This is a genomic window from Agrobacterium sp. O3.4, assembly GCF_041414895.1.
Taxonomy (GTDB): domain Bacteria; phylum Pseudomonadota; class Alphaproteobacteria; order Rhizobiales; family Rhizobiaceae; genus Agrobacterium; species Agrobacterium cucumeris.
Genome location: NZ_JALPZP010000008.1, coordinates 12,904 through 32,115 on the forward strand (window position 1 = coordinate 12,904; position 19,212 = coordinate 32,115).

A 19,212-nucleotide genomic window follows, 5' to 3' on the forward strand; every position below is an offset into this window, starting at 1 on the left:
CCGCCACGCAAATCGCTAGATCCTGCGCGTGATTATCGCCGTTTCGTCAGTTAAGTTGCTGATATCGCAACATAAACGAACTAAATTCATGCCCTCCAAAAAAATTCTGTTGACTCATTTCGACAAAGGGACTAGCTCTCTCGTTAATAAACTAAATAGTTCTATAACGAACAAAAATGGGTGCGTCAATGAAACTGGGTGGGAATCCATTGAAGATATCGCGCAGGGCCTTTCTCGGATTTTCCATCGGAATGGTCGCTGCGCCTGCTATCGGTCGTCCGCAAGGCCTTCAGCCGTTGTCGGCGCGCATGGACTTCGCCCCCTGGGGCGTTCAGGCGGCCATGCATCTCTGTCAGGTTAAGGGCTGGTTCAAGGATGTCGGCCTTGAGGTCGATGTGCAGGACGGCCGAGGTTCGGGCAACACGCTGCAGCTGGTAAATGCAGGCCAGGTCGATGTCGGACAGGTACAGTTGGGCCTCGTTCCGCAAGCGCGCGTCAAGAGTGCGCTAGTAAAAGGGATTGCCGGATTTGGTCGCGCCACTGACCTAGCCGCGGTTGTCGACCGGGATTCCGACTACAAAACGGTCGCCGATTTCAAAGGCAAGAGCATCGTCTGTTTTGCTGCAAGCCCATGGGCGCCCTTCATTGATTTCTGGCTCGCGCAGGGCGGCTTGGATCGCTCCACCGTGGAATTGCTTCTGGTTGATCCGGCCGCGCTCTGGAGCACCTATACGACACGCCGCGCGGATGTGATCCTCTCAACCGGACCGTCGATCATCCCTCCAGCGGAAGCCGTGCGACCGTCGAGAGGCATCCTGGCCAGCGATGCGGGCGTGAACTTTCCGAGCTATGGCCTGATTGCAAGCGACGCGACGATTTCAAAGCGAGGTGATGCCCTCAAGGCGCTTGTGGCATCCCAGCAGAAGGCCTGGGCGTATCTACGCGATGGAAACGCGGCGGAAGGCGCTGAAGCTATGATACAGCAGCGTCCGAATGCAAAATTGATCAAGGACGTCCTTATCCGTCAGATCGATATGACCATCGAGACCTTCAATACCGAAGCCACCAAAGGCAAGCTGATCGGCTGGCAGGCCGAGGAAGACTGGCAGGCCGCTCTCGGCACAATGGAAAAGGCAAGCGCAATCCCATCGGGCCTCGCGCTCTCCGACATTTTCACCAACGAATTCATCGGGTGAAGCCACGATGCTTGATCAGGTCAGAGACAACTACATCCAGGTTGCCGACGTCGACAAGCGCTATGGCGGCAACGAGGGTTTGCTCGTTCTAGAGAACATAAACCTCGACATTAAGAAGGGTGAATTCGTCAGTATCCTCGGTCCCAGCGGCTGCGGCAAAAGCACCTTGCTCAAGTGTATCGCGGGGCTGGAACCAATTTCCGGAGGCGGCATATCCACGCGGGGGCAGGCCATCAATGGTCCGCCGCACGGTCTTGGAATGGTGTTTCAGCGGGACATGCTCCTCGATTGGCGCACGATACTCGAAAACGTTCTTTTCACGGTCGAAATCAAGGGCAAGGTAACTGCTGAGATGAAGGCGCGTGCCAGCGCGCAACTCGCTCGCTTCGGCCTTGGTGGATATGAAAATAAACGGCCATGGGAATTGTCAGGTGGTATGCGCCAGAGAGCGTCAATCTGTAGAGCCCTCCTGACAGATCCCGACATTCTCCTGATGGATGAACCGTTCGGAGCGCTTGACGCCATGACACGTGACGACCTCAACGTGGAGGTGGCGCGCATCTGGCAGGAGACGCACAAGACGATCCTCTTCATCACGCACAGCATCAGCGAAGCAGTTTTCCTCTCGGATCGCGTGGTGATCCTTGATCGGCATCCCGGGCGGATCGTCGAAATCCTCGATATCGACCTCCCACGTCCGCGCGAACTGTCAGTGCGGGAGACCCCGGAATTTGGTCGTTATAGCGGTCACATCCGCCAGGTGTTCACGAAGCTGGGGATTTTCAAGAATGCGTGACAAGACATCAATCGCCGCCCGCTTACTTCCCGGCTTCGTTATGCTGGTTTCCGCACTGGCTGTCTGGGAGCTGTCCGTAAGGTTCTTTGCGATTTCGCCGATCCTGCTCCCGTCCCCCTCGGCGGTTTGGGCGGAGTTCTGGAGAATGCCATCATTCTTTTTGTACAATGCAGGGGTGACCTTGGCCGTAACCGTGATTGGTTTTCTTCTTGCGACAGTTTTCGGGGTTCTACTGGCAATCGTCATCGTATCGTCGAAGACGCTTGAACGACCAGTATTTTCTTTCCTCGTGGCCCTGAACTCAGTGCCTAAAGTCGCACTGGCACCGCTTTTTGTGGTCTGGATGGGTATAGGACCGGAACCGAAAATCGCCATTGCGGTCATGCTTGCGATCTTCGCCATCGTAATCGACACGGTACTTGGCCTTCGATCCGTCGACCCCGACATGATCAATCTGGCGCGCGTCGGCCGCGCCAGCAAGTGGCAAATTCTCACGAAAATCCGGCTTCCCTGTGCTTTGCCGAGCATGTTCGCCGGGCTGAAGGTGGCGATCTCGCTAGCGCTGATCGGCGCAATCATCGGTGAGTTTGTCGGCGGCTCCTCAGGGCTCGGATTCGCAATTCTCTCGGCACAAGGGCAATTCGACACGCCCGGCCTGTTCGTCAGTCTGGCGCTCCTCATCGCAATGGGATCGCTGTTGTTCAACATCATGGAAGGGATAGAGCGGCTGTCGATCCCTTGGCATACGTCAGTCCGCTCTCACTGACCAAGAAAATTCACCTACAAACCACCCAACGGACGGGGTTTACCCCGGCTGCGGGAGAACTTGACCCGATAAACGGCGCGGATGCGCAGGAGGCAAACGATGGACAACGCACGCATTGGCGTTGATATTGGCGGAACTTTCACCGACTTGGTGCTATTTGGTGACGCTGGCGAAACCTTTTTCACGAAGGTCCCCTCGACACCCGCCAAGCCTGAACAGGCTGTCCTGACCGGTATTCGTCAAATCACGGAGACGGCCGGCCTGGACGTTAGCAAGGTGGCTGAAGTCGTTCATGGCACGACAGTCGGTTCAAATACGCTTCTGCAAAAGGTCGGGGCCAAGACGGGCCTCATCACGACCAAGGGCTTTCGCGACGTCTTAGAAATCGGCCGCGTTCGCACGCCGACCATGTTCGATCTGAGCTGGGAAAAGGCCGTGCCCCTGATTGCGCGCCGCTACCGCCTGGAAGTTGACGAGCGTTCGACCGCCGACGGTCGTGTGCTCAAGCCGCTCAACGAGCAGGAAGTTATCGAGATCGGCCGCTTCTTCGAAAGCGAGGGCGTTGAATCCGTCGCTATCTGCTTCCTGAACTCCTACCGCAATCCGGAAAACGAGACGCGCGCGCTCGAGGTGATGAACAAGCACTTCCCGAACATGTGGGTGACCGCGTCCGTTTCCGTTTTGCCGGAAATCCGCGAATACGAGCGCACCTCCACGACGGCGGTTAACGCTTACGTCCTGCCGTCGCTGCGCGCCTACTTCGAACGTCTCGAAAACGGACTGCGGGAAATCGGCGTCTCGGCGCCCCTCCTGATCAGCAACTCCAACGGCGGCCTTTCAAGCGCTAAGATGGCGCAGGAAAAGCCGGTCTTCTTCATTTCCTCGGGCCGCTCCGCCGGTGTGGTTGGCGCTGGCCGTCTCGGCGAGGCCATGGGTGAAAAGGATCTCGTGGTCTTCGATATGGGCGGAACAACCGCTTCCGCCTCGCTAATCCACAAGGGCGAACTGTCGCGTGCCAACGAATACGAGTTCCGCGCCGGTATTTCGACGCCGAGCCGCTTCATCAAGGCCGGCGGCTATCTCATGCGCGTGCCGACCGTCGACGTTGCCGAAGTTGGCAGCGGTGCGGGCTCCATCGCAAGCATCGACGAAGGGGGCCTCATGCACGTGGGCCCGCTGTCGGCTGGCGCCGATCCTGGCCCTGTCTGCTACGGTATCGGCGGGCAGTCGCCGACCGTCACGGACGCCAACGTCGTCCTCGGTTTTCTGCCTTCAGCGCTCGCCGGCGGCAGCATGAAACTTGACGTTGAAGGTGCTCGCGCGGCCATAAAGCGCGACCTCGCCGACAGGCTGGGCCTGTCGATCGAGGACGCGGCTTTCGGCATCCGTGAAGTGGTCAACATCAACATGGCTCGCACGATCAAGGCAGTCACAGTAGAACGCGGCGTTGATCCACGCGACTTCGCGATCCTTGCCTTCGGCGGATCTGGCCCGGTGCACGCCTGCGACCTAGCACGTACGCTCAACATCTCCCGCGTCATATTTCCGAAATCTCCCGGCGTCTTCACGGCGACCGGTATGCTGGCCGCCAAGGTGGAGCGCTACTTCCTGCGCAGCCTGAACGGCATGCTGGACCAGCTTCCGATCGACCAAGTCAACAGCCTGCTCAGGGACATGCGTGCGGAGGCCGTAGCCTCGCTTGCCGAAGAAGGCTACAGCCCCGAACAAATCGAATGCGGCTTCGAGGCCGATCTTCGCTTCAAGGGCCAGGATTTCGAACTCCCGATTGCTCTGCCGGAAACGGTCACAGAGCGCGATCGCGATCTGCTTCGTGCGGCGTTCCTTGAGGCCTACAAGGGGATCTACGGCTATGCCTCGGACGATAGGGTTGAGATCGTCAACATTCGTCTGAACGCGAGCGGCAATCAGGGCAATCGGCTGAGCTTCGTTCCGCATGCGCCGGACACTGCCACAGCAGAAGCCACGAGCCGCAAGATCTATCATTCTCGCACGGACGGCTGGGTGGATACGCCGATCTACGAGCGCAGCACCTTCAAGGGTGGCGTGCAGGGACCGCTCATCATTCAGAGCCCGGACACCACCATCGTCATACCTCCGCGTGCCACCGCTGACCTCGACGCCTTCGGCAACGTTGTCGCCACACTTGCTTGAGTCTTTCGGAAGGAACAGCCTCATGGCCCAGAAAACCAACGATCCGATCACCTTCGCTGTCATCAAAAATGCGCTCGACACCATCGTCGACGACATGGCCTTCGCCGTCATGCGCACCGCACGCTCCCCGATCGTCCGGGACGTTCTCGATTACTCCGTCACGCTTTGCGACAAGCATGGGCGCATCCTGTCGCAGGCAAAAACGGTCGCGTTGCATCTTGGCGCCGTGCCGGATGCAATGGACGTCATCATGGCAAAGTACGCCGACAACCTGGCTCCCGGCGACGTGATCGTTTTCAACGACCCGTATGAAGGGGGCATGCATCTTCCGGACATCTTCATGATCCGGCCCATCTTCCACGCCGATACGCTTCGTGGATTCTCGGTGGTCATTGCGCATCATTGTGACGTCGGCGGCCGCGTCCCCGGCTCGAATGCAGCGGACTCGACCGAGATCTACCAGGAAGGTCTTCGTATTGCGCCGATGAAGCTTTACGACAAGGGCGTTCTCAACGATACGCTGATACGCATCATCACCAAGAACGTGCGTCTGCCGGAACTGGTCCTCGGCGACCTCGAAGCGCAGTTCGCCACCTGCAATCTCGGCGAGCGTGAGTTGCTCCGCCTGATCGAGCGTTATGGTGCGGATGAGCTGGACAGCTATTTCGACGACCTGATCGACTACGGCGAGCAGCTCACGCGTGCCGCTATCCGCTCGTGGCCGGATGGCGACTACTATTTCGAGGATTTCATCGACGGCGACGGGTTTTCAACGGACGCAATCCCGATCAAGGTCAAGCTCACCGTCAAGGGTGATCACCTCGATGTCGATTTCGCGGGGTCTTCGCCGCAGGTTAAGGGCGCGATCAACTCGACGCTATCCTTCGTCAAGTCGGCAACTTATCTGTCCGTGCGCTGCGCGCTCGACGCGGAGGTGCCGAACAATGCTGGCGTGTATCGCGCCATCACTATCACCGCGCCGGGAGGTTCGATCCTCAACCCGCAGATGCCGGCGCCGGTGGCAGCCCGGGCTCTAACCGGCTATCGCGTGGTTGACACCGTCCTGGGAGCGTTGTCGCAGATCGCACCCAAAAAGGTCATGGCGGCGGGCGAGGGCGGCAACACAGTTCTGGCCTTCGGCGGCTGGGATAAAGAAACCCGCGAACCATTCGTTCTGGTCGACATGATCAACGGCGCCTGGGGCGGCCGCTGGAACAAGGATGGGGTCGAGGGCGTCACCAACCCCTCGCAGAACATGTCGAACCTGCCGGTGGAAACGCTAGAGGTCCGTTATCCGCTTATGATGGACGAATACAGCCTGCGCCCCGATTCATGCGGAGCCGGAGAGTATCGCGGGGGCCTCGGCCTGATCCGCACTTACCGCCTCCTCGCCGAGGAAGCCGTTTTGCAGATTCGCGCGGACCGGCATGATCATGCGCCCTACGGCCTGTTCGGCGGCAAGCCGGCAGCACCTTGCGTCAATATCCTTGATCCGGAGGGCGAAAACACTCGCCTTCCCGCCAAGATCACCCGCACCATCGGCCGCGATGTCGTGATCCGCCACGAACAGGCTGGCGGCGGCGGCTACGGGGATCCGCTAAAGCGCTCGCTCGAGCTCATCGCCGACGATCTCTCGAATGGCAAAATCACTGCCGCCTTTGCCCGTGAACACCACGGCATCGTGTTCGAAGAAGACGGTATCACCATCAATGCAGCAGCAACCGGCGCACGACGCGCACAGGAGGCTTTCGCGTGACCCAGTACGATCTTACGCGCTTTGCGATCAATCAGATCACGACCCCCACATGGACCATGCCTCAGGCGATCGAAGGCTATTCGCGCCAAGGAATCAGAGGTATAGCGGTGTGGCGGAACTTCCTCGACGATTATGGCGTCGAACAAACCGCCAAGCACCTGCGCGACGCACAGATGTGGGTTGCTTCGCTCTGCACGAGTGCATGGGTCAGCGAAACCGATCCGGCAGCTTACCGAGCCAAGATCGATGAGAACCGCCGGATCATCGACCAGGCGGCTGCCATCGGCGCCCCCTGCGTCGTCATGGTAATCGGCGGCTTGCCGCAGGGTGACAAAGACTTGCCCGCCCAGCGCAGGCGCATTCACGATGCTTTTGCCGAACTCGCGCCTTACGCGGCGGCCTCAGGGGTAAAACTCGGACTTGAGCCGCTGCATCCGATGTATTGTGGCGATCGCAGCGCACTCAACCTGATCACGGATGCCAATGATCTTATCGACGAGTTAGGTGACAAAGCTGCCAGCCTGGTCGCGGACGTCTATCATTGCTGGTGGGACCCCGCATTTGAGCGAGAGCTTCGCCGTGCCGGGAAAGACCGCATCCACACGTTCCACTATTGCGACTGGCTAGTCCCGACGCGGAACCTCCGTGATCGTGGCATGGTGGGCGATGGGGTGATTGATTTCGCTACCATTCGGGGATGGCTTGATGACATCGGTTACGACGGTCCGTTCGAGCTGGAACTTTTCTCTGAACTGGACTGGTGGGAACGGGATCCAGAAGAGACTGTGCGTATCGCCATCGAGCGTTGTGGCCCATTCGTAGGCCCGCGCTAATATCGCGTCTGGCCCGCGAGCTTGTGGGTCGGACGTTCCCTAACCGCCTGTTGGATCAGGCTTCGATTCAGGAGACCCTGATGACAGACCAAAGCTTCATTTCGATACGAAACCTGCAAAAAAGCTATGCGCAGGGACAGATTAAAGTCCTGAATGGCTTGAACCTCGACATGCAGAAAACTGACCGCTTGCTTGTAATCGGTCCCAGCGGCGGAGGAAAAAGTACGCTTCTCCGCTGCGTCATGGGGCTCGAGGATGTCCAGGGCGGTGAGATCAAAGTCGACGGCAAAAACTATATCGCCGGCGCGCCGAAAAAAACGACCATTAACGCCGAAATGCAAAAGCAGATCGGCATGGTTTTTCAGAGTTACACGCTCTTTCCTCACCTCACCGTGCTTGGTAACCTCACTCTTGCGCCCGTTAGGTCACGTGGCGTGAGGCGTGATGAGGCAGAAGCGCGCGCACTCGAATTGCTCAACCGGTTTGGGCTCAAGGCCAAGGCCAAGGCCTATCCGGCTGCTCTTTCCGGCGGTCAAAAACAGCGCGTCGCGATCGCAAGGGCGTTGATGCTCGACCCGAAACTGATGCTGTTCGATGAAGTGACATCGGCACTCGATCCGGAACTCGTGAACGAAGTGATTAGCATGGTGACCGAGCTCGCGGACGGCGGCATGCCGATGATGATTGTCACGCACGATATGTGGTTCGCAAAGAAGATCGCAACTAGAGTGGTCTTCTGCGATGGCGGTGTCGTTGCCGATGACGCTCCACCTGACGAATTCTTCCGTGCGCCGAAGACCGCCAGGGCGCGTGACTTCATCCACAACGTGCTGCATGCAGATCGCTGAGATGGACGAACGACCATGCAAAACATCGATTTCTTTTTCGTCCTCAATGCCTGGCCCGCGCTTCTGGAGGGATTAAAAATCACCCTCCAGCTCACGGTGTGGGCAAACATCATCGGGCTTGTTGCCGGGTTTCCTCTAGCCCTGCTCTCGAATGCCCGCATCGCACCGATACGGTGGATCGCGCGCTTCTATATCGACCTGTTTCGGTGTACGCCCGTCCTCGTTCAGGTCGTGTGGTTCTTCTTCTGTATACCGATGATCTTCGAGGTGTGGTGGTCGCCGGTATTCATGGGGGTCCTCATCCTCGGAATGAACCAGACGGCGTTCAACGGTGAAGCATTCAGGGCTGCCATCCAATCCATTCCCGCAGCGCAAAGGGATGCTGGTGTCGCACTTGGCCTCGGCCGTTGGAACTACACCAGATACATCGTGCTACCCCAGGCAATCAGGACTGCGACGCCGGTCCTGATCACAAATGCGATTGGTATCTTTCAGCAAAGCTCGCTTGTTGCACTCGTGGGTGTTGCCGACCTGATGTATCAGGGCAAGCAGCTCTCGACCCAGACCTACCGCCCAATCGAGACGTTTACCTTCCTCGCGGCGTTTTATCTGGTTGTCGCGATCCCCTTTGGTCGTCTAGCCGCGTTCTTTGAACACCGGCTGGAGCGTATGAACAAGGTGTAAGATCATGCAAGATCTCGATTTCTCTGTTGTTCTGCAATACGGTCCGGCGTTGCTCAAAGGGCTCGTTCTGACCCTCCAGATTACGGTGCTTTGCGGACTGGCAAGCGTTGTGTTCGGCTTTCTCATCGGTGTTGGACGCAAGTCCAACGTTCGACCGGTCCGCTGGGCCTGCTCTCTCTATGTCGAGGTGCTGCGCGGTACGCCGGTCCTGATTACCTTGTTCTGGGTCTTCTTCTGTTTCCCGATCATTCTCGACGTTGAGCTCAGTCCCTTCATCTCGGCCGTGATTGCCCTGACACTCTATACATCGGCGATCACCAGCGAGTCCTTTCGGGCTGCCTTGGGATCGATCGGGCAAGATCAGCACGATGCTTGCAAAGCGCTTGGTCTGAGCCGTTTTTCGAAGATGATGTATGTGGTCGCGCCACAGACAATCGTACGCGCCATTCCCAACCTGATGTCGAACCTGGTGAGCCTGTTCAAGGAGAGTGCGCTCGTTTCGGCAGTCGGCGTGGTCGAACTTATGTACACGGCTCAAAACATATCGAACGTGACTGCGAGACCTGTCGAGGTACTGACCACCGCGGCTCTCGTCTACTTTGTTATCGGCTGGGTGCTCACGCGACTGGTCAATGCCGCGGAAACGCGCCTGCTCGTCAAAATGGCAGTGTGAACCCTCAAGGCAAACGGGCCCTCCGTTAAGCCACCCACCTTCACGCATAGCGTGACATGAAAAAAGATTTTTAAGGAGATCAGCAATGGCAAGTACAAATGAACAAACCTCTTCGCCGCTCGCGGTTGTCACCGGCGGCGCAAGCGGGATTGGCGAGGCCAGTGTGCGCGGCTTCGTGTCTGCCGGCTGGCGGGTTGTTATCGCAGACATCAACGACGAACGGGGAAAGGCAATCGCTGCCGAATTGGGTGCCGCGGTCAGCTACCGTCATCTTGATGTGTCCGACGAGCAGGCGGTGAGGCAATTCAAAGAGGCGGTCTATGCAGAGCATGGACTTGTGTCGGCACTTGTGAACTCTGGCGGCATTTTGCAGAACGCCACCAAGGTGACGAAGATGCCGGTCGAAGAGTTCGATCGCATCATCGACGTCAACCTTCGCGGAACGATGCTCACTGCGCGCGCCTTCGGCGAAGAGATGGCGCAATCGGGCGGCGGATCGATTGTGAACCTCTGCTCGCTGACCACTTTCCAGCCCTGGCCACAGCCGGCATATGCCATGAGCAAGTCGGCGCTGAAGATGCTGACCGAAATCATGGCCGCCGAACTTGGTCCGCAGGGTGTCCGTGTCAATGCGGTAGCGCCTGGATATACGATGACCGAAGCGATGAAGAGCCGCATCGATCGCGGCGAACGCGACCCCTCTGTTGTCATTTCCAGGTCCGCGCTGCGACGGTTCGTCGAGCCGAGGGAGGTTGCAGATGCAATCCTCTTCCTGTGCTCTCCGTCCGCGTCCGCCATCACTGGGATCACCATGCCGATCGATGCGGGCTGGCTGGTCTATACGTCCTATATGAGCGCGGCCGCGCGACCAGCGGACTAACACAGCAGGTAGCAACCGGCGTCCCGACACATCACGGGAGCCGGCCGGGTCTCTAGTGCAGAGCATTGCACGGAAAAAATTCTGCCCGCAACACCTAAAGGGCTATTGTCGACAATTGCAATCGGTGCCAAGATCGCTTTTAGCCAGGCCGAGCGCCGATTGGACACGATAGAAAGGAAACCAACCCAGCAGAACCCACCGAACAGATGCATGCGAATAAAAGCAATCAACGGAACAGCAGCAACAATTGGGAGTGTTAAAATGAAACTTACGAAGCTCATCACCGGGTTGATCCTCGGCGCAACAGTTCTCGCTGGAGCAGGTCAGGCCAATGCCCAGTCTGCCGAAGGTTACTGGCAGGAAATCCAGAAGCGCGGAACGCTCCGTTGCGGCGCGGCAGTCGCGCCCCCGCACGTTATTCGCGATCCTCAAAGCGGCGAATACAGCGGTACATTCGTCGACCTCTGCAAGAAGTTTGCTCAGGACGCCCTTGGCGTAAAAGCTGAAATCGTCGACACGACCTGGGACAACATCGTTGCCGGCTTGCAGGCCAATCGCTGGGACCTGTCCATGGCTTTGAACCAGAATCCCAAGCGGGCTATGGCGATCGCCTTCAGTCAGCCGGTCGTTCAGTACGAAGTTTCCGGCGTTTACGACAAGGCAAATCCGAAGTTTTCCACGGCACCGAAGTCTATCGCAGATCTCGACGTCGCCGGCGTGACGATCATCATCATGTCGGGCACGGCAATCGACGGAACACTTACGCGCCAGATCAAGAATGCAACGATCCTGCGCCTGCCCGATATCGACGCCACTCGCCTGGCGCTCTCTTCACGGAGAGGCGACATCCTCGTCGATGACAGCGACAGCAACACGCTGTTTTCAGCGACGGGCAAGGATCGCTGGGTGACGCTTAACCCCGAGCCTGCTATCTCGAAGCAGGGCATCGCGTTTGGCCTGCGTCGTGATGCTTCGTATTCGGATATCCAGTCGCTGAACTTCTTCATCCAGGAGCAGACCGCGATCGGCGAAGTCGACCGCATCGCGAGCGGATACATCGACAAGCTCGCGGGCGAAATCAAGAAATAGCGACAGTCTGGCGAGGCGCTGCAATCTGCGGCGTCTCGCCAATACCGTTCCGACGAATAGTGAATGCAACCCATCGCTCTCGAAGATGGCGGGGAGGGGTGCTTCGAATGGAGAACATGATGACCGTCGACAAAAAACCTCTCCGTAGCGAGGCATGGTTCAAGCGCATTGACAATACCGGGTATGAGCACCGCACCCACCTCAAGGCGCGTGGTGCGCTACCAGATATGTTCGAGGGCAAACCCGTAATCGGCATTGCCAACTCGGCATCCGATCTGGTCCCCTGCAACGCCCATCTCACGGAACTGGCGGAATGGGTTGCTCGCGGTGTGCTCGAAGCTGGCGGCTTCCCGCTTGTGTTTTCCACTATGTCGATCGGCGACTCCATCATGCGTCCGAGCGGAATGCTTTTCCGCAATATGATGAGTATGGAGCTCGAGGCGACACTTCGCGCAAACCCGCTCGACGGCGTGGTTTTGCTAACAGGATGCGACAATACGGCGCCCGCCTACATGATGGGGGCAGCCAGCGTCGATCTCCCGACCATCGTCGTGCACGGTGGGACGATGCTGAGCGGTCGCGTTGGGATGCGGCAGGTAGGTTCGGGTTCCGACATTTTTCGTATGCACGGCGAATACAAGGCAGGGCGTATGACGAAGGACGCTTTCCTTGCGTCGGAATACGGAATGTCGCGCAGTAACGGCGCCTGTAACACGATGGGGACGGCAACGACGATGGGCTGTATCGCAGAAGCCCTCGGCCTCAGTCTCACGGGATCTGCTGCCATTCCCGCGGTTGATGGGCGTCGGAAGGGCTCCGCGCAGTTGTCTGGTCGGCGAATCGTCGAGATGGTCAGAGAAGATCTGGCGTTCTCTAAGATCGTCGATCGATCGGCGCTTGAGAATGCAATCCGAGTCAACGCTGCCCTCGGCGGGAGCACGAATGCAATCATTCATTTGCTGGCTTTGGCGGGGCGCCTGGAGATTGAACTGACCCTTGCCGACTTCGAAGAAAACAGCCGGTCAATCCCGCTTCTTGCCAACATCCTTCCGAACGGCAAGTACCTCGTCGAGGAATTCTTCTCCGCGGGTGGATTGCCGGCCGTCATGGCATCGCTTGGGGAGAGGCTCAACCTTGATGCGCGTACCGCAGGCGGAACGACGCTGCGGGAGGAACTCGCTGGCGTCGAAAGCCTTGACCACGACGTCATCGCGCCGTTCGACAAACCGATCAAGCCGCAGAACGCGCTGCGCATCATCAGGGGCAACATTGCACCAAACGGTGCTGTGATGAAACCATCAGCCGCAAGTCCGCACCTGATGAAACATACGGGCCGTGCCGTCGTGTTCGAATCCGTGGAAGATCTCGACAAGCGCATCGATGATCCGTCTCTGAATATCGACGAGACCTGCGTACTCGTTCTGAAGGGGATTGGCCCCAGAGGTTATCCGGGCATGCCGGAACTTGGAAATATCCGTTTGCCCAAGCATATTCTCGAAAAGGGCGTCACCGATATGGTCAGGATTTCGGACGGCCGCATGAGTGGCACGGCTTATGGTACGGTCGTGCTTCACGTTGCGCCCGAATCCTCGATCGGTGGTCCGCTGGCTCTGATCCGTGATGGTGACCTGATTTCGCTGGACGTCGAGGCGGGCACATTGTCGGTCAATCTCACCGATGACGAACTTGAACTGCGGCGGTCGCAAGCCTCCTTTGCGCCCATCAGCCATAAGCGCGGTTACGAGCGCCTCTTTGTTGAGCATGTCTTGCAGGCTGATAAGGGGCTCGATTTTGATTTCCTGGTGGGGCGAAGCGGGAACGAAGCTCCGACGAGACGACCGTTCTAATCCTGATCACTATTAAGCAGCGCCGCTACTCCCGCGCGTCCGGGAATAGCGGCGTTCTCAGTCGCCGTCGGGACGTGATAACGAACCGGTGAGCTTTTGACCTTCTGTAATGTTGTGTTGCTCAGCCAACGTCCCAGCAAGAACCGAATCCCGTTCACGGATAGCATTCCAGATCGGTTCATGCTGGACGATAATCTCCAAGGGATCTTCTATCAGAAGATTGCTTGATCGGATGAACACGCGGATTTGCTGCTCTATCAGCTTATATTGTTGTTTTAGGCGGCTATGCCCGGACTCGTCGATGATCGATTTGTGAAAACCGAAATCGGCCTCAGCAATTGTTTCAGAGCTCTCCGTCACTGTATTTTTCAGCCGGTCAAATGCGGCCTCAATACGCGACATCGCCTCATTGTCGGCATTGGTCGCAGCAAACTGTGCCGCCAGACGTTCGATAGCACCTCGTAGCGTGTAGAGCTCCCAAACATCCTGATGGGTGAGTTCAACGACCGTCCAACCCGTGTAGGGAACGAGACTGACGAGCCCTTCTTTTCCAAGCTGATGCAGCGCCGTGCGGACAGTGGCACGGGAAAGACCCATGCCCTCCGAAAGCTGGACCTCTGTCAAGCGCGATCCCGGTCGGATCGATCCGTCCACGATTTGGGATCTCAATACGCCAAGCGCTCGCACGTCCGCTGGCATTTTTTCGATTTTTGGTAGCTTCATTTGCGTCATCGTCGGCCCACAGTTGCTTGAAATTCAACATTAACGCTCCCCCAAGGGGCGAACAAGAGAACTATATCGAATTCCCGCGCAAAGGCTATTGTCGACAATAGCCTTTTAGGCTATTTATGAGCGTATGAAAATGGCCGGCCTCAAGAAAAGGCCTGATCGCAATTACGAATTCAAAACAAGTCGGAGGAGCTGTCCGGATGTTCAGGGCGAACAAAATTCGAAACGCTGACGAGATTGCCGCTCACGGGGATGCGGCGTCACGCCAGATTGTCCTTGAAATCGCGGACCGGACACTTGAGCGGCTCGATAGCTACAAGCGCATCCGCAGCATCATGCGACTTGAGGGCGATATCCTGCACATCGGCACGAAGTCGTGGGACCTGTCGAAGAAGCGCAACATCTACCTCTTTGGTGCGGGCAAGGCCTGCAACCACATGGCCATGGCGGTGGATCACGTCCTTGGCGACCGCCTCACGCGCGGAATAGCCATCGTGAAGATCCACGAGGAAACCGATCGTTTCAACAAGACCGAGGTTTACGTTGGCGGCCATCCTCTGCCGAACGAGGCAGGCTACCAGGCATCCAGGAAGATGATCGAGATCATCGACCAGGCGGGTCCGGACGACCTTTTTATCGGAGTCATCAGCGGTGGCAGTTCCGCTTTGATGTCCTGCCCAATCGACGGTATTTCGCTGCAGGACGAGATCGACACGACCGACGTACTGCTGAAATCCGGCGCCGGAATCTACGAAATCAACGCGGTGCGCCGGCACATATCCGCGCTGAACGGGGGCATGCTCGCCAAGCGCATTCAGGACGTGGGCGCGGAGCTGATCGGCTTCGGCATCAGCGATGCCGTCGGCTCACCGGCAACCGGTGACATCGCCGTCCCCTACGCTGCCTATAAAAGCACGCCCATTGGGCCCGATGCGACGACACTGGATGATGCGCGCGCTACCATCGTCAATTATGACGTGGCCGACCGCCTGCCAAAGAGCGTCGTCGACTACCTGATGAATGCCGGGCCGGACAAGGAAACGCCGAAGGCCTTTCCGAACAACACCTATTTCTTGCTCAACACCCTGCCGGATTCCTGCATCTCCGCCAAGGAAATCTGTGAGGAGATGGGTATTCCTGCCATTATCGTCTCTTCTTTCCTGGAAGGTGAAAGCAAGGACGCAGGCACGTTCTTCGCTTCGATGGCGCGTGAGATCCAGACTTACGGCAACCCGGTCAAGGCGCCGTGCGTGCTGCTCAGTTCTGGCGAGGTCACGACTCAGATTCTCGACAACAGCGTCATCCGCGGGCACGGCGGACCGGGCCAGGAGATGACGATCAGCTTTGCGATCACCGCCGCGAAAACAAAGGGCGCGTGCCTTCTGTCGATTGACAGCGAAGGAACCGACGGGACGGCCAAGGTGGCCGGCGGCATCACCGATTCCGCCAGTCTGGCGGCTGCTGCGGGAAAGGGCATCAATCTCCATCAGACGCTGCGCGAGCACAGTTGTTTCGAGGCGCTCGACGCTATCGGCTCCGCTGTCTTCACCGGCAACACCGGCACCAACCTGTGCGACCTCAACATTCTTTACGTACCAGCCCTGAAGGAGGGCCAGTAACATGGAAGACAGGATTGCCTCAATCTTCGCCCAGCAGATCATCGACTGCAAATGCCGCCCAGCGGTAGAGGTGGAAATCCGCACCGAAAGCGGTGCTGTCGGCCGCGGCGCGGCTCCGACCGGGAGCTCGGTCGGCATGCACGAAGCCTTCGTGCTGCGCGACGGCGACAAGTCGACCTATGGCGGCCTTAGTGTTCACAAGGCGGTCCAGAAGGTCGAGACGATCATCGCACCAGCGCTCATCGGGATGGACGTCTTCGATCAGCGCGCCATTGACGAGAAGATGATCGCGATCGACGGTACGCCAGATAAGGGGAGCCTTGGCGGCAACACGATATATTCGGTATCGATCGCGGCTTTCCGTGCTGCGGCCGATGCGCTGCGCATTCCGCTCTATGACCACATTGCGGGCGGTACGATCAAGACTGTGCCTGTTCCCTGCTTCAACGTCATCAATGGCGGAAAATACGACGGTTTCATCCAGTCCTTCAACGAGTTCCTGATCGTTCCCTACGGTACGGACAGTATCGACGTTTCGATCGAGATGGCGGTTACCGTTTTCCAGGAGCTCTCGCACGTGCTCACCAGACACCTCGGCCACAAACCGCAGGTCGCTAGCTCTTACGGTTACGCAGCGCCCTCGGACGATCCGGAAGTGCTTCTCGATCTCATGCAGCAGGCTATCGACGCCTGCGGCTACACCGGGCGCATCGCTTTCGCTCTCGATTGCGCGTCGAGCGAGTTTTTCGACGCTGAGAGCCGTACGTATCTTCTGAAAGGGCAACGCGTGACCAGTGACGAGCTGATCGCTTACGCCAAGCGCCTGACGGAAAAATACGACTTCGTTTTTATCGAGGACCTCCTCGATGAGAACGACTGGGATGGCTATGTTAAAGCAAACCGCGAGATTGACCGGACGATCATCCTTGGTGACGACCTAACGGTAACCAAGCTCCAATACCTCAAGCGCGCTTTCGAAACCAAAGCTGTCGGCGGCTTTATCCTGAAGCCCAATCAGGTCGGCACGATCACAGAAGCGATGGACGCTCACCGCTACGCGAGCGAACATGGCATAATTTCCGTCCCCTCAGGGCGCTCCGGCGGTGTCGTTGACGATGTCGTGATGGATTTCTCGGTCGGACTTCAGGTTCCGTTTCAGAAGAACGGCGCGCCTCGTTCCGGCGAGCGCATCGAAAAGCTGAACTTCCTGATGCGTGCCAATGCCCGCAGCGCCGGATGCCGCCTTTACGACATCAAGCCTCTCCTAAAATTCTGACGATCAAGAAATCAGCCGATCGAACCTTCATCCATAGGGAGCTCCATTATGACCACGAAAATCGACTTTCTCTACCTTTCCGAACCCGACATGATCGCCGCCGGTGTCAACGACGCAAAGCGTTGCGTGGAAATCTGCGAGGAGACTTTCAGCCTGCTGGGCGAGGGCGACTACCTCATGGGCGGTGCCAACCACAACAGCCATGGCCTCAACATCGTCTTTCCGAAGGAAACGAAGTTCCCGAACATGCCCGTCGCCGGCCCGGACCGGCGTTTCGCCGCCATGCCCGGTTATCTCGGCGGCCGCTTCGACGTCTGCGGCAACAAGTGGTACGGCTCGAACCATGCCAATACCCAGAAGGGCCTTCCGCGCTCGATCCTAACGATGATGCTGAACGACAAGGAAACCGGCGCGCCGATGGCGCTGATGTCAGCGAACCTGCTCAGCGCCGCGCGCACAGGCGCCGTACCGGGCGTCGCGGCAAAGCACCTCGCCAACAAGGATGCTAAGATCGTCTCCATTGTCGGTTGCGGTCCGATCAACAAGGCCTGCTTCACCGCCATCATGACCCAGCTTCCCGCCGTCGAGAAAGTCGTCTGCTTCGACGTGTTCCTGGACAAGGCAAATGAACTCGCGCGCTGGGTCGCGGAGACCTACAAGGTCAAGGCCGTCGGCGTCGACGAGGCCGAGGCAGGCTTCCGCAACATCGACGTCATCACCGTGGCGGCTTCGCGCCTCAAGCCGCTCTACTTCAAGGACGAGTGGATCAAGGAAGGCGCGACCATCCTCGTTTCCGGTCCGTTCAACACGGACGAGTCCTTCCTCACTGGGGCGACGATCGTCTACGATCACACGCCGCTTCAGGAAGCCTATGTCGAGGACGCTATCGCCTCGGGCAACAAGGATGCCTACTACGGCGGCGTGATTGGCGGTCCGTTCTTCCGTCTCATCGACGCTGGCAAGTTGCCGGCTCTCAAAGACTCGACCGGCCTTGGCGACGTGGTCAACGGCAAGAAGCCGGGCCGCGAAAGCGCCAAGGATCGGGTCATCTTCATCGCTTGCGGCATGGCTGTCTTCGACATCAGCTGGGGCTTCGAAATGTATGAGAACGCCAAGAAGAACGGCATCGGCCAGTCCCTCAATCTCTGGGACAAGCCCGCCCTCGCTTGATCAGGCGCCGGCCGCGTCGTTTCTGGCGACGCGGCCGGCAAACGGATGGGTCCGTAGGTTCGCCCGGTGCAGCCCTTGCATCCGCTGTCCGGGGCCCGGTCTGCCGCTCGATGTACAAGCCATGATGAGGAACGCGCATGCTTTCGTTGGCCGACCCGGTTCAAGCGACCAGCACGGATCATTTCTTCGGTCCATCCATATCGGAGATACATATTGAGGAAGGTTCCCGGGGCAAGCGGCCCAAGGCTCTCAAACATGTCATCAGGGCCATGGAGAACAGTGTTCTCGGTCAAAATCCCGACGTACCCGGCACTTTGCCAGCCTGCAAGATGCTCAATCTTCTTCAGGCCAGTGGCGTTCGCAGCGTGTCCGGACCACGCTTGCAGCCCGAGTTTCGGCTCCGCGGCGAATTTAACACCGCGTTGAACAGTTTGGCTAACGAAGGCCCGAACTCTCAGTTCCTGGCGGCAGCGCTGGATGAACTTGAAGATGGCCTCGTCTGGTATTCGGCAAAGAGCGGTCCGTTTGCCAGCCTCAATTTCGAGCGAAACCACGCTCATGCCGTTTTGGGGGCGCCCAAGACAGATAGTAGCGACAAGGTGTTGCTGGGCATCACAATCATGGCGCCATACACCCGCTTTCCGGACTACGTCCTGCGCTTGCCGCGGGTGATGTTTCCTCTTTCGCCTGGAGAGTACAAATCGATCAGCGGTGAGTGGAAGAGCCACCAGATCGGTTCCCCGATTGTCTGCGCCGCAGGTCGTGAGTTTGCGATGCGGTGCGCGTCGCAGCCGCTTCTTTCCCTATGGTGCCAGAGGCTGGCGACCTGATCGAACCCGCGTGCAATTCAACAGAGCGGAAGGGCTTGTCCCTGGCCA

General features: G+C 58.2%; 17 protein-coding genes. 16 read left to right on the forward strand and 1 reads right to left on the reverse strand.

Going from position 1 to position 19,212, the window contains the following annotated elements; all coding sequences use genetic code 11:
• The first annotated feature begins 251 nt into the window (after positions 1–251).
• From M0412_RS23665 to M0412_RS23720, 12 genes are all read left to right on the forward strand, one after another.
• Positions 252–1,196 (forward strand): ABC transporter substrate-binding protein, encoded by a 945-nt coding sequence (locus tag M0412_RS23665; RefSeq protein ID WP_236774507.1) that lies wholly within the window; start codon positions 252–254, stop codon positions 1,194–1,196.
• Between the two features lie 7 nt (positions 1,197–1,203).
• Positions 1,204–1,992, forward strand: a complete 789-nt coding sequence (locus M0412_RS23670) for an ABC transporter ATP-binding protein (RefSeq protein WP_142859701.1) — start codon at positions 1,204–1,206, stop codon at positions 1,990–1,992.
• On the forward strand, positions 1,985–2,758 hold the full coding sequence (locus M0412_RS23675) for an ABC transporter permease (protein ID WP_142859699.1): 774 nt from the start codon (positions 1,985–1,987) through the stop codon (positions 2,756–2,758). Before M0412_RS23670 ends, M0412_RS23675 begins: the two co-directional genes overlap by 8 nt.
• Before the next feature lie 99 nt (positions 2,759–2,857).
• The gene (locus M0412_RS23680; RefSeq protein WP_142859697.1) at positions 2,858–4,930 is read left to right on the forward strand and encodes a hydantoinase/oxoprolinase family protein; all 2,073 of its coding nucleotides are present in this window, start codon (positions 2,858–2,860) and stop codon (positions 4,928–4,930) included.
• 22 nt (positions 4,931–4,952) lie between these two features.
• Positions 4,953–6,686 carry a hydantoinase B/oxoprolinase family protein gene (locus tag M0412_RS23685; protein WP_142859695.1) on the forward strand — a complete coding sequence of 578 codons (1,734 nt, stop codon included), beginning with the start codon at positions 4,953–4,955 and terminating at the stop codon, positions 6,684–6,686.
• On the forward strand, positions 6,683–7,519 hold the full coding sequence (locus M0412_RS23690) for a sugar phosphate isomerase/epimerase (RefSeq protein ID WP_142859693.1): 837 nt from the start codon (positions 6,683–6,685) through the stop codon (positions 7,517–7,519). Before M0412_RS23685 ends, M0412_RS23690 begins: the two co-directional genes overlap by 4 nt.
• Before the next feature lie 80 nt (positions 7,520–7,599).
• Complete coding sequence (locus M0412_RS23695) at positions 7,600–8,367, forward strand: amino acid ABC transporter ATP-binding protein (protein WP_142859691.1); 768 nt, start codon at positions 7,600–7,602, stop codon at positions 8,365–8,367.
• A 15-nt stretch (positions 8,368–8,382) separates the two neighbouring features.
• Complete coding sequence (locus M0412_RS23700; protein WP_011982827.1) at positions 8,383–9,051, forward strand: amino acid ABC transporter permease; 669 nt, start codon at positions 8,383–8,385, stop codon at positions 9,049–9,051.
• A gap of 4 nt (positions 9,052–9,055) precedes the next feature.
• On the forward strand, positions 9,056–9,724 hold the full coding sequence (locus M0412_RS23705) for an amino acid ABC transporter permease (protein WP_142859689.1): 669 nt from the start codon (positions 9,056–9,058) through the stop codon (positions 9,722–9,724).
• Between the two features lie 85 nt (positions 9,725–9,809).
• On the forward strand, positions 9,810–10,604 hold the full coding sequence (locus M0412_RS23710; RefSeq protein WP_142859687.1) for an SDR family NAD(P)-dependent oxidoreductase: 795 nt from the start codon (positions 9,810–9,812) through the stop codon (positions 10,602–10,604).
• Positions 10,605–10,865: 261 nt separating this feature from the next.
• Entirely contained in the window at positions 10,866–11,693 is an 828-nt protein-coding gene (locus M0412_RS23715) for an ABC transporter substrate-binding protein (protein WP_142859889.1), read from the forward strand.
• A gap of 119 nt (positions 11,694–11,812) precedes the next feature.
• Positions 11,813–13,540 carry a dihydroxy-acid dehydratase gene (locus M0412_RS23720; protein ID WP_236774501.1) on the forward strand — a complete coding sequence of 576 codons (1,728 nt, stop codon included), beginning with the start codon at positions 11,813–11,815 and terminating at the stop codon, positions 13,538–13,540.
• 57 nt (positions 13,541–13,597) lie between these two features.
• On the opposite strand, the gene M0412_RS23725 is transcribed toward M0412_RS23720, so the two are convergent.
• Entirely contained in the window at positions 13,598–14,272 is a 675-nt protein-coding gene (locus tag M0412_RS23725; protein ID WP_011982822.1) for a GntR family transcriptional regulator, read from the reverse strand.
• Between the two features lie 197 nt (positions 14,273–14,469).
• Here M0412_RS23725 and M0412_RS23730 point away from each other — a divergent pair, with 197 nt between their 5' ends.
• From M0412_RS23730 to M0412_RS23745, 4 genes are all read left to right on the forward strand, one after another.
• The gene (locus M0412_RS23730) at positions 14,470–15,888 is read left to right on the forward strand and encodes a glycerate kinase (protein ID WP_142859683.1); all 1,419 of its coding nucleotides are present in this window, start codon (positions 14,470–14,472) and stop codon (positions 15,886–15,888) included.
• A 1-nt stretch (position 15,889) separates the two neighbouring features.
• A complete protein-coding gene (locus M0412_RS23735; RefSeq protein ID WP_142859681.1) occupies positions 15,890–17,164 on the forward strand; it encodes an enolase C-terminal domain-like protein in 1,275 nt (424 codons plus the stop codon).
• Positions 17,165–17,212: 48 nt separating this feature from the next.
• The gene (locus tag M0412_RS23740; RefSeq protein ID WP_269703596.1) at positions 17,213–18,334 is read left to right on the forward strand and encodes a tyramine oxidase subunit B; all 1,122 of its coding nucleotides are present in this window, start codon (positions 17,213–17,215) and stop codon (positions 18,332–18,334) included.
• 137 nt (positions 18,335–18,471) lie between these two features.
• A complete protein-coding gene (locus M0412_RS23745) occupies positions 18,472–19,164 on the forward strand; it encodes a dimethylsulfonioproprionate lyase family protein (protein WP_142859677.1) in 693 nt (230 codons plus the stop codon).
• Positions 19,165–19,212: the final 48 nt, after the last annotated feature.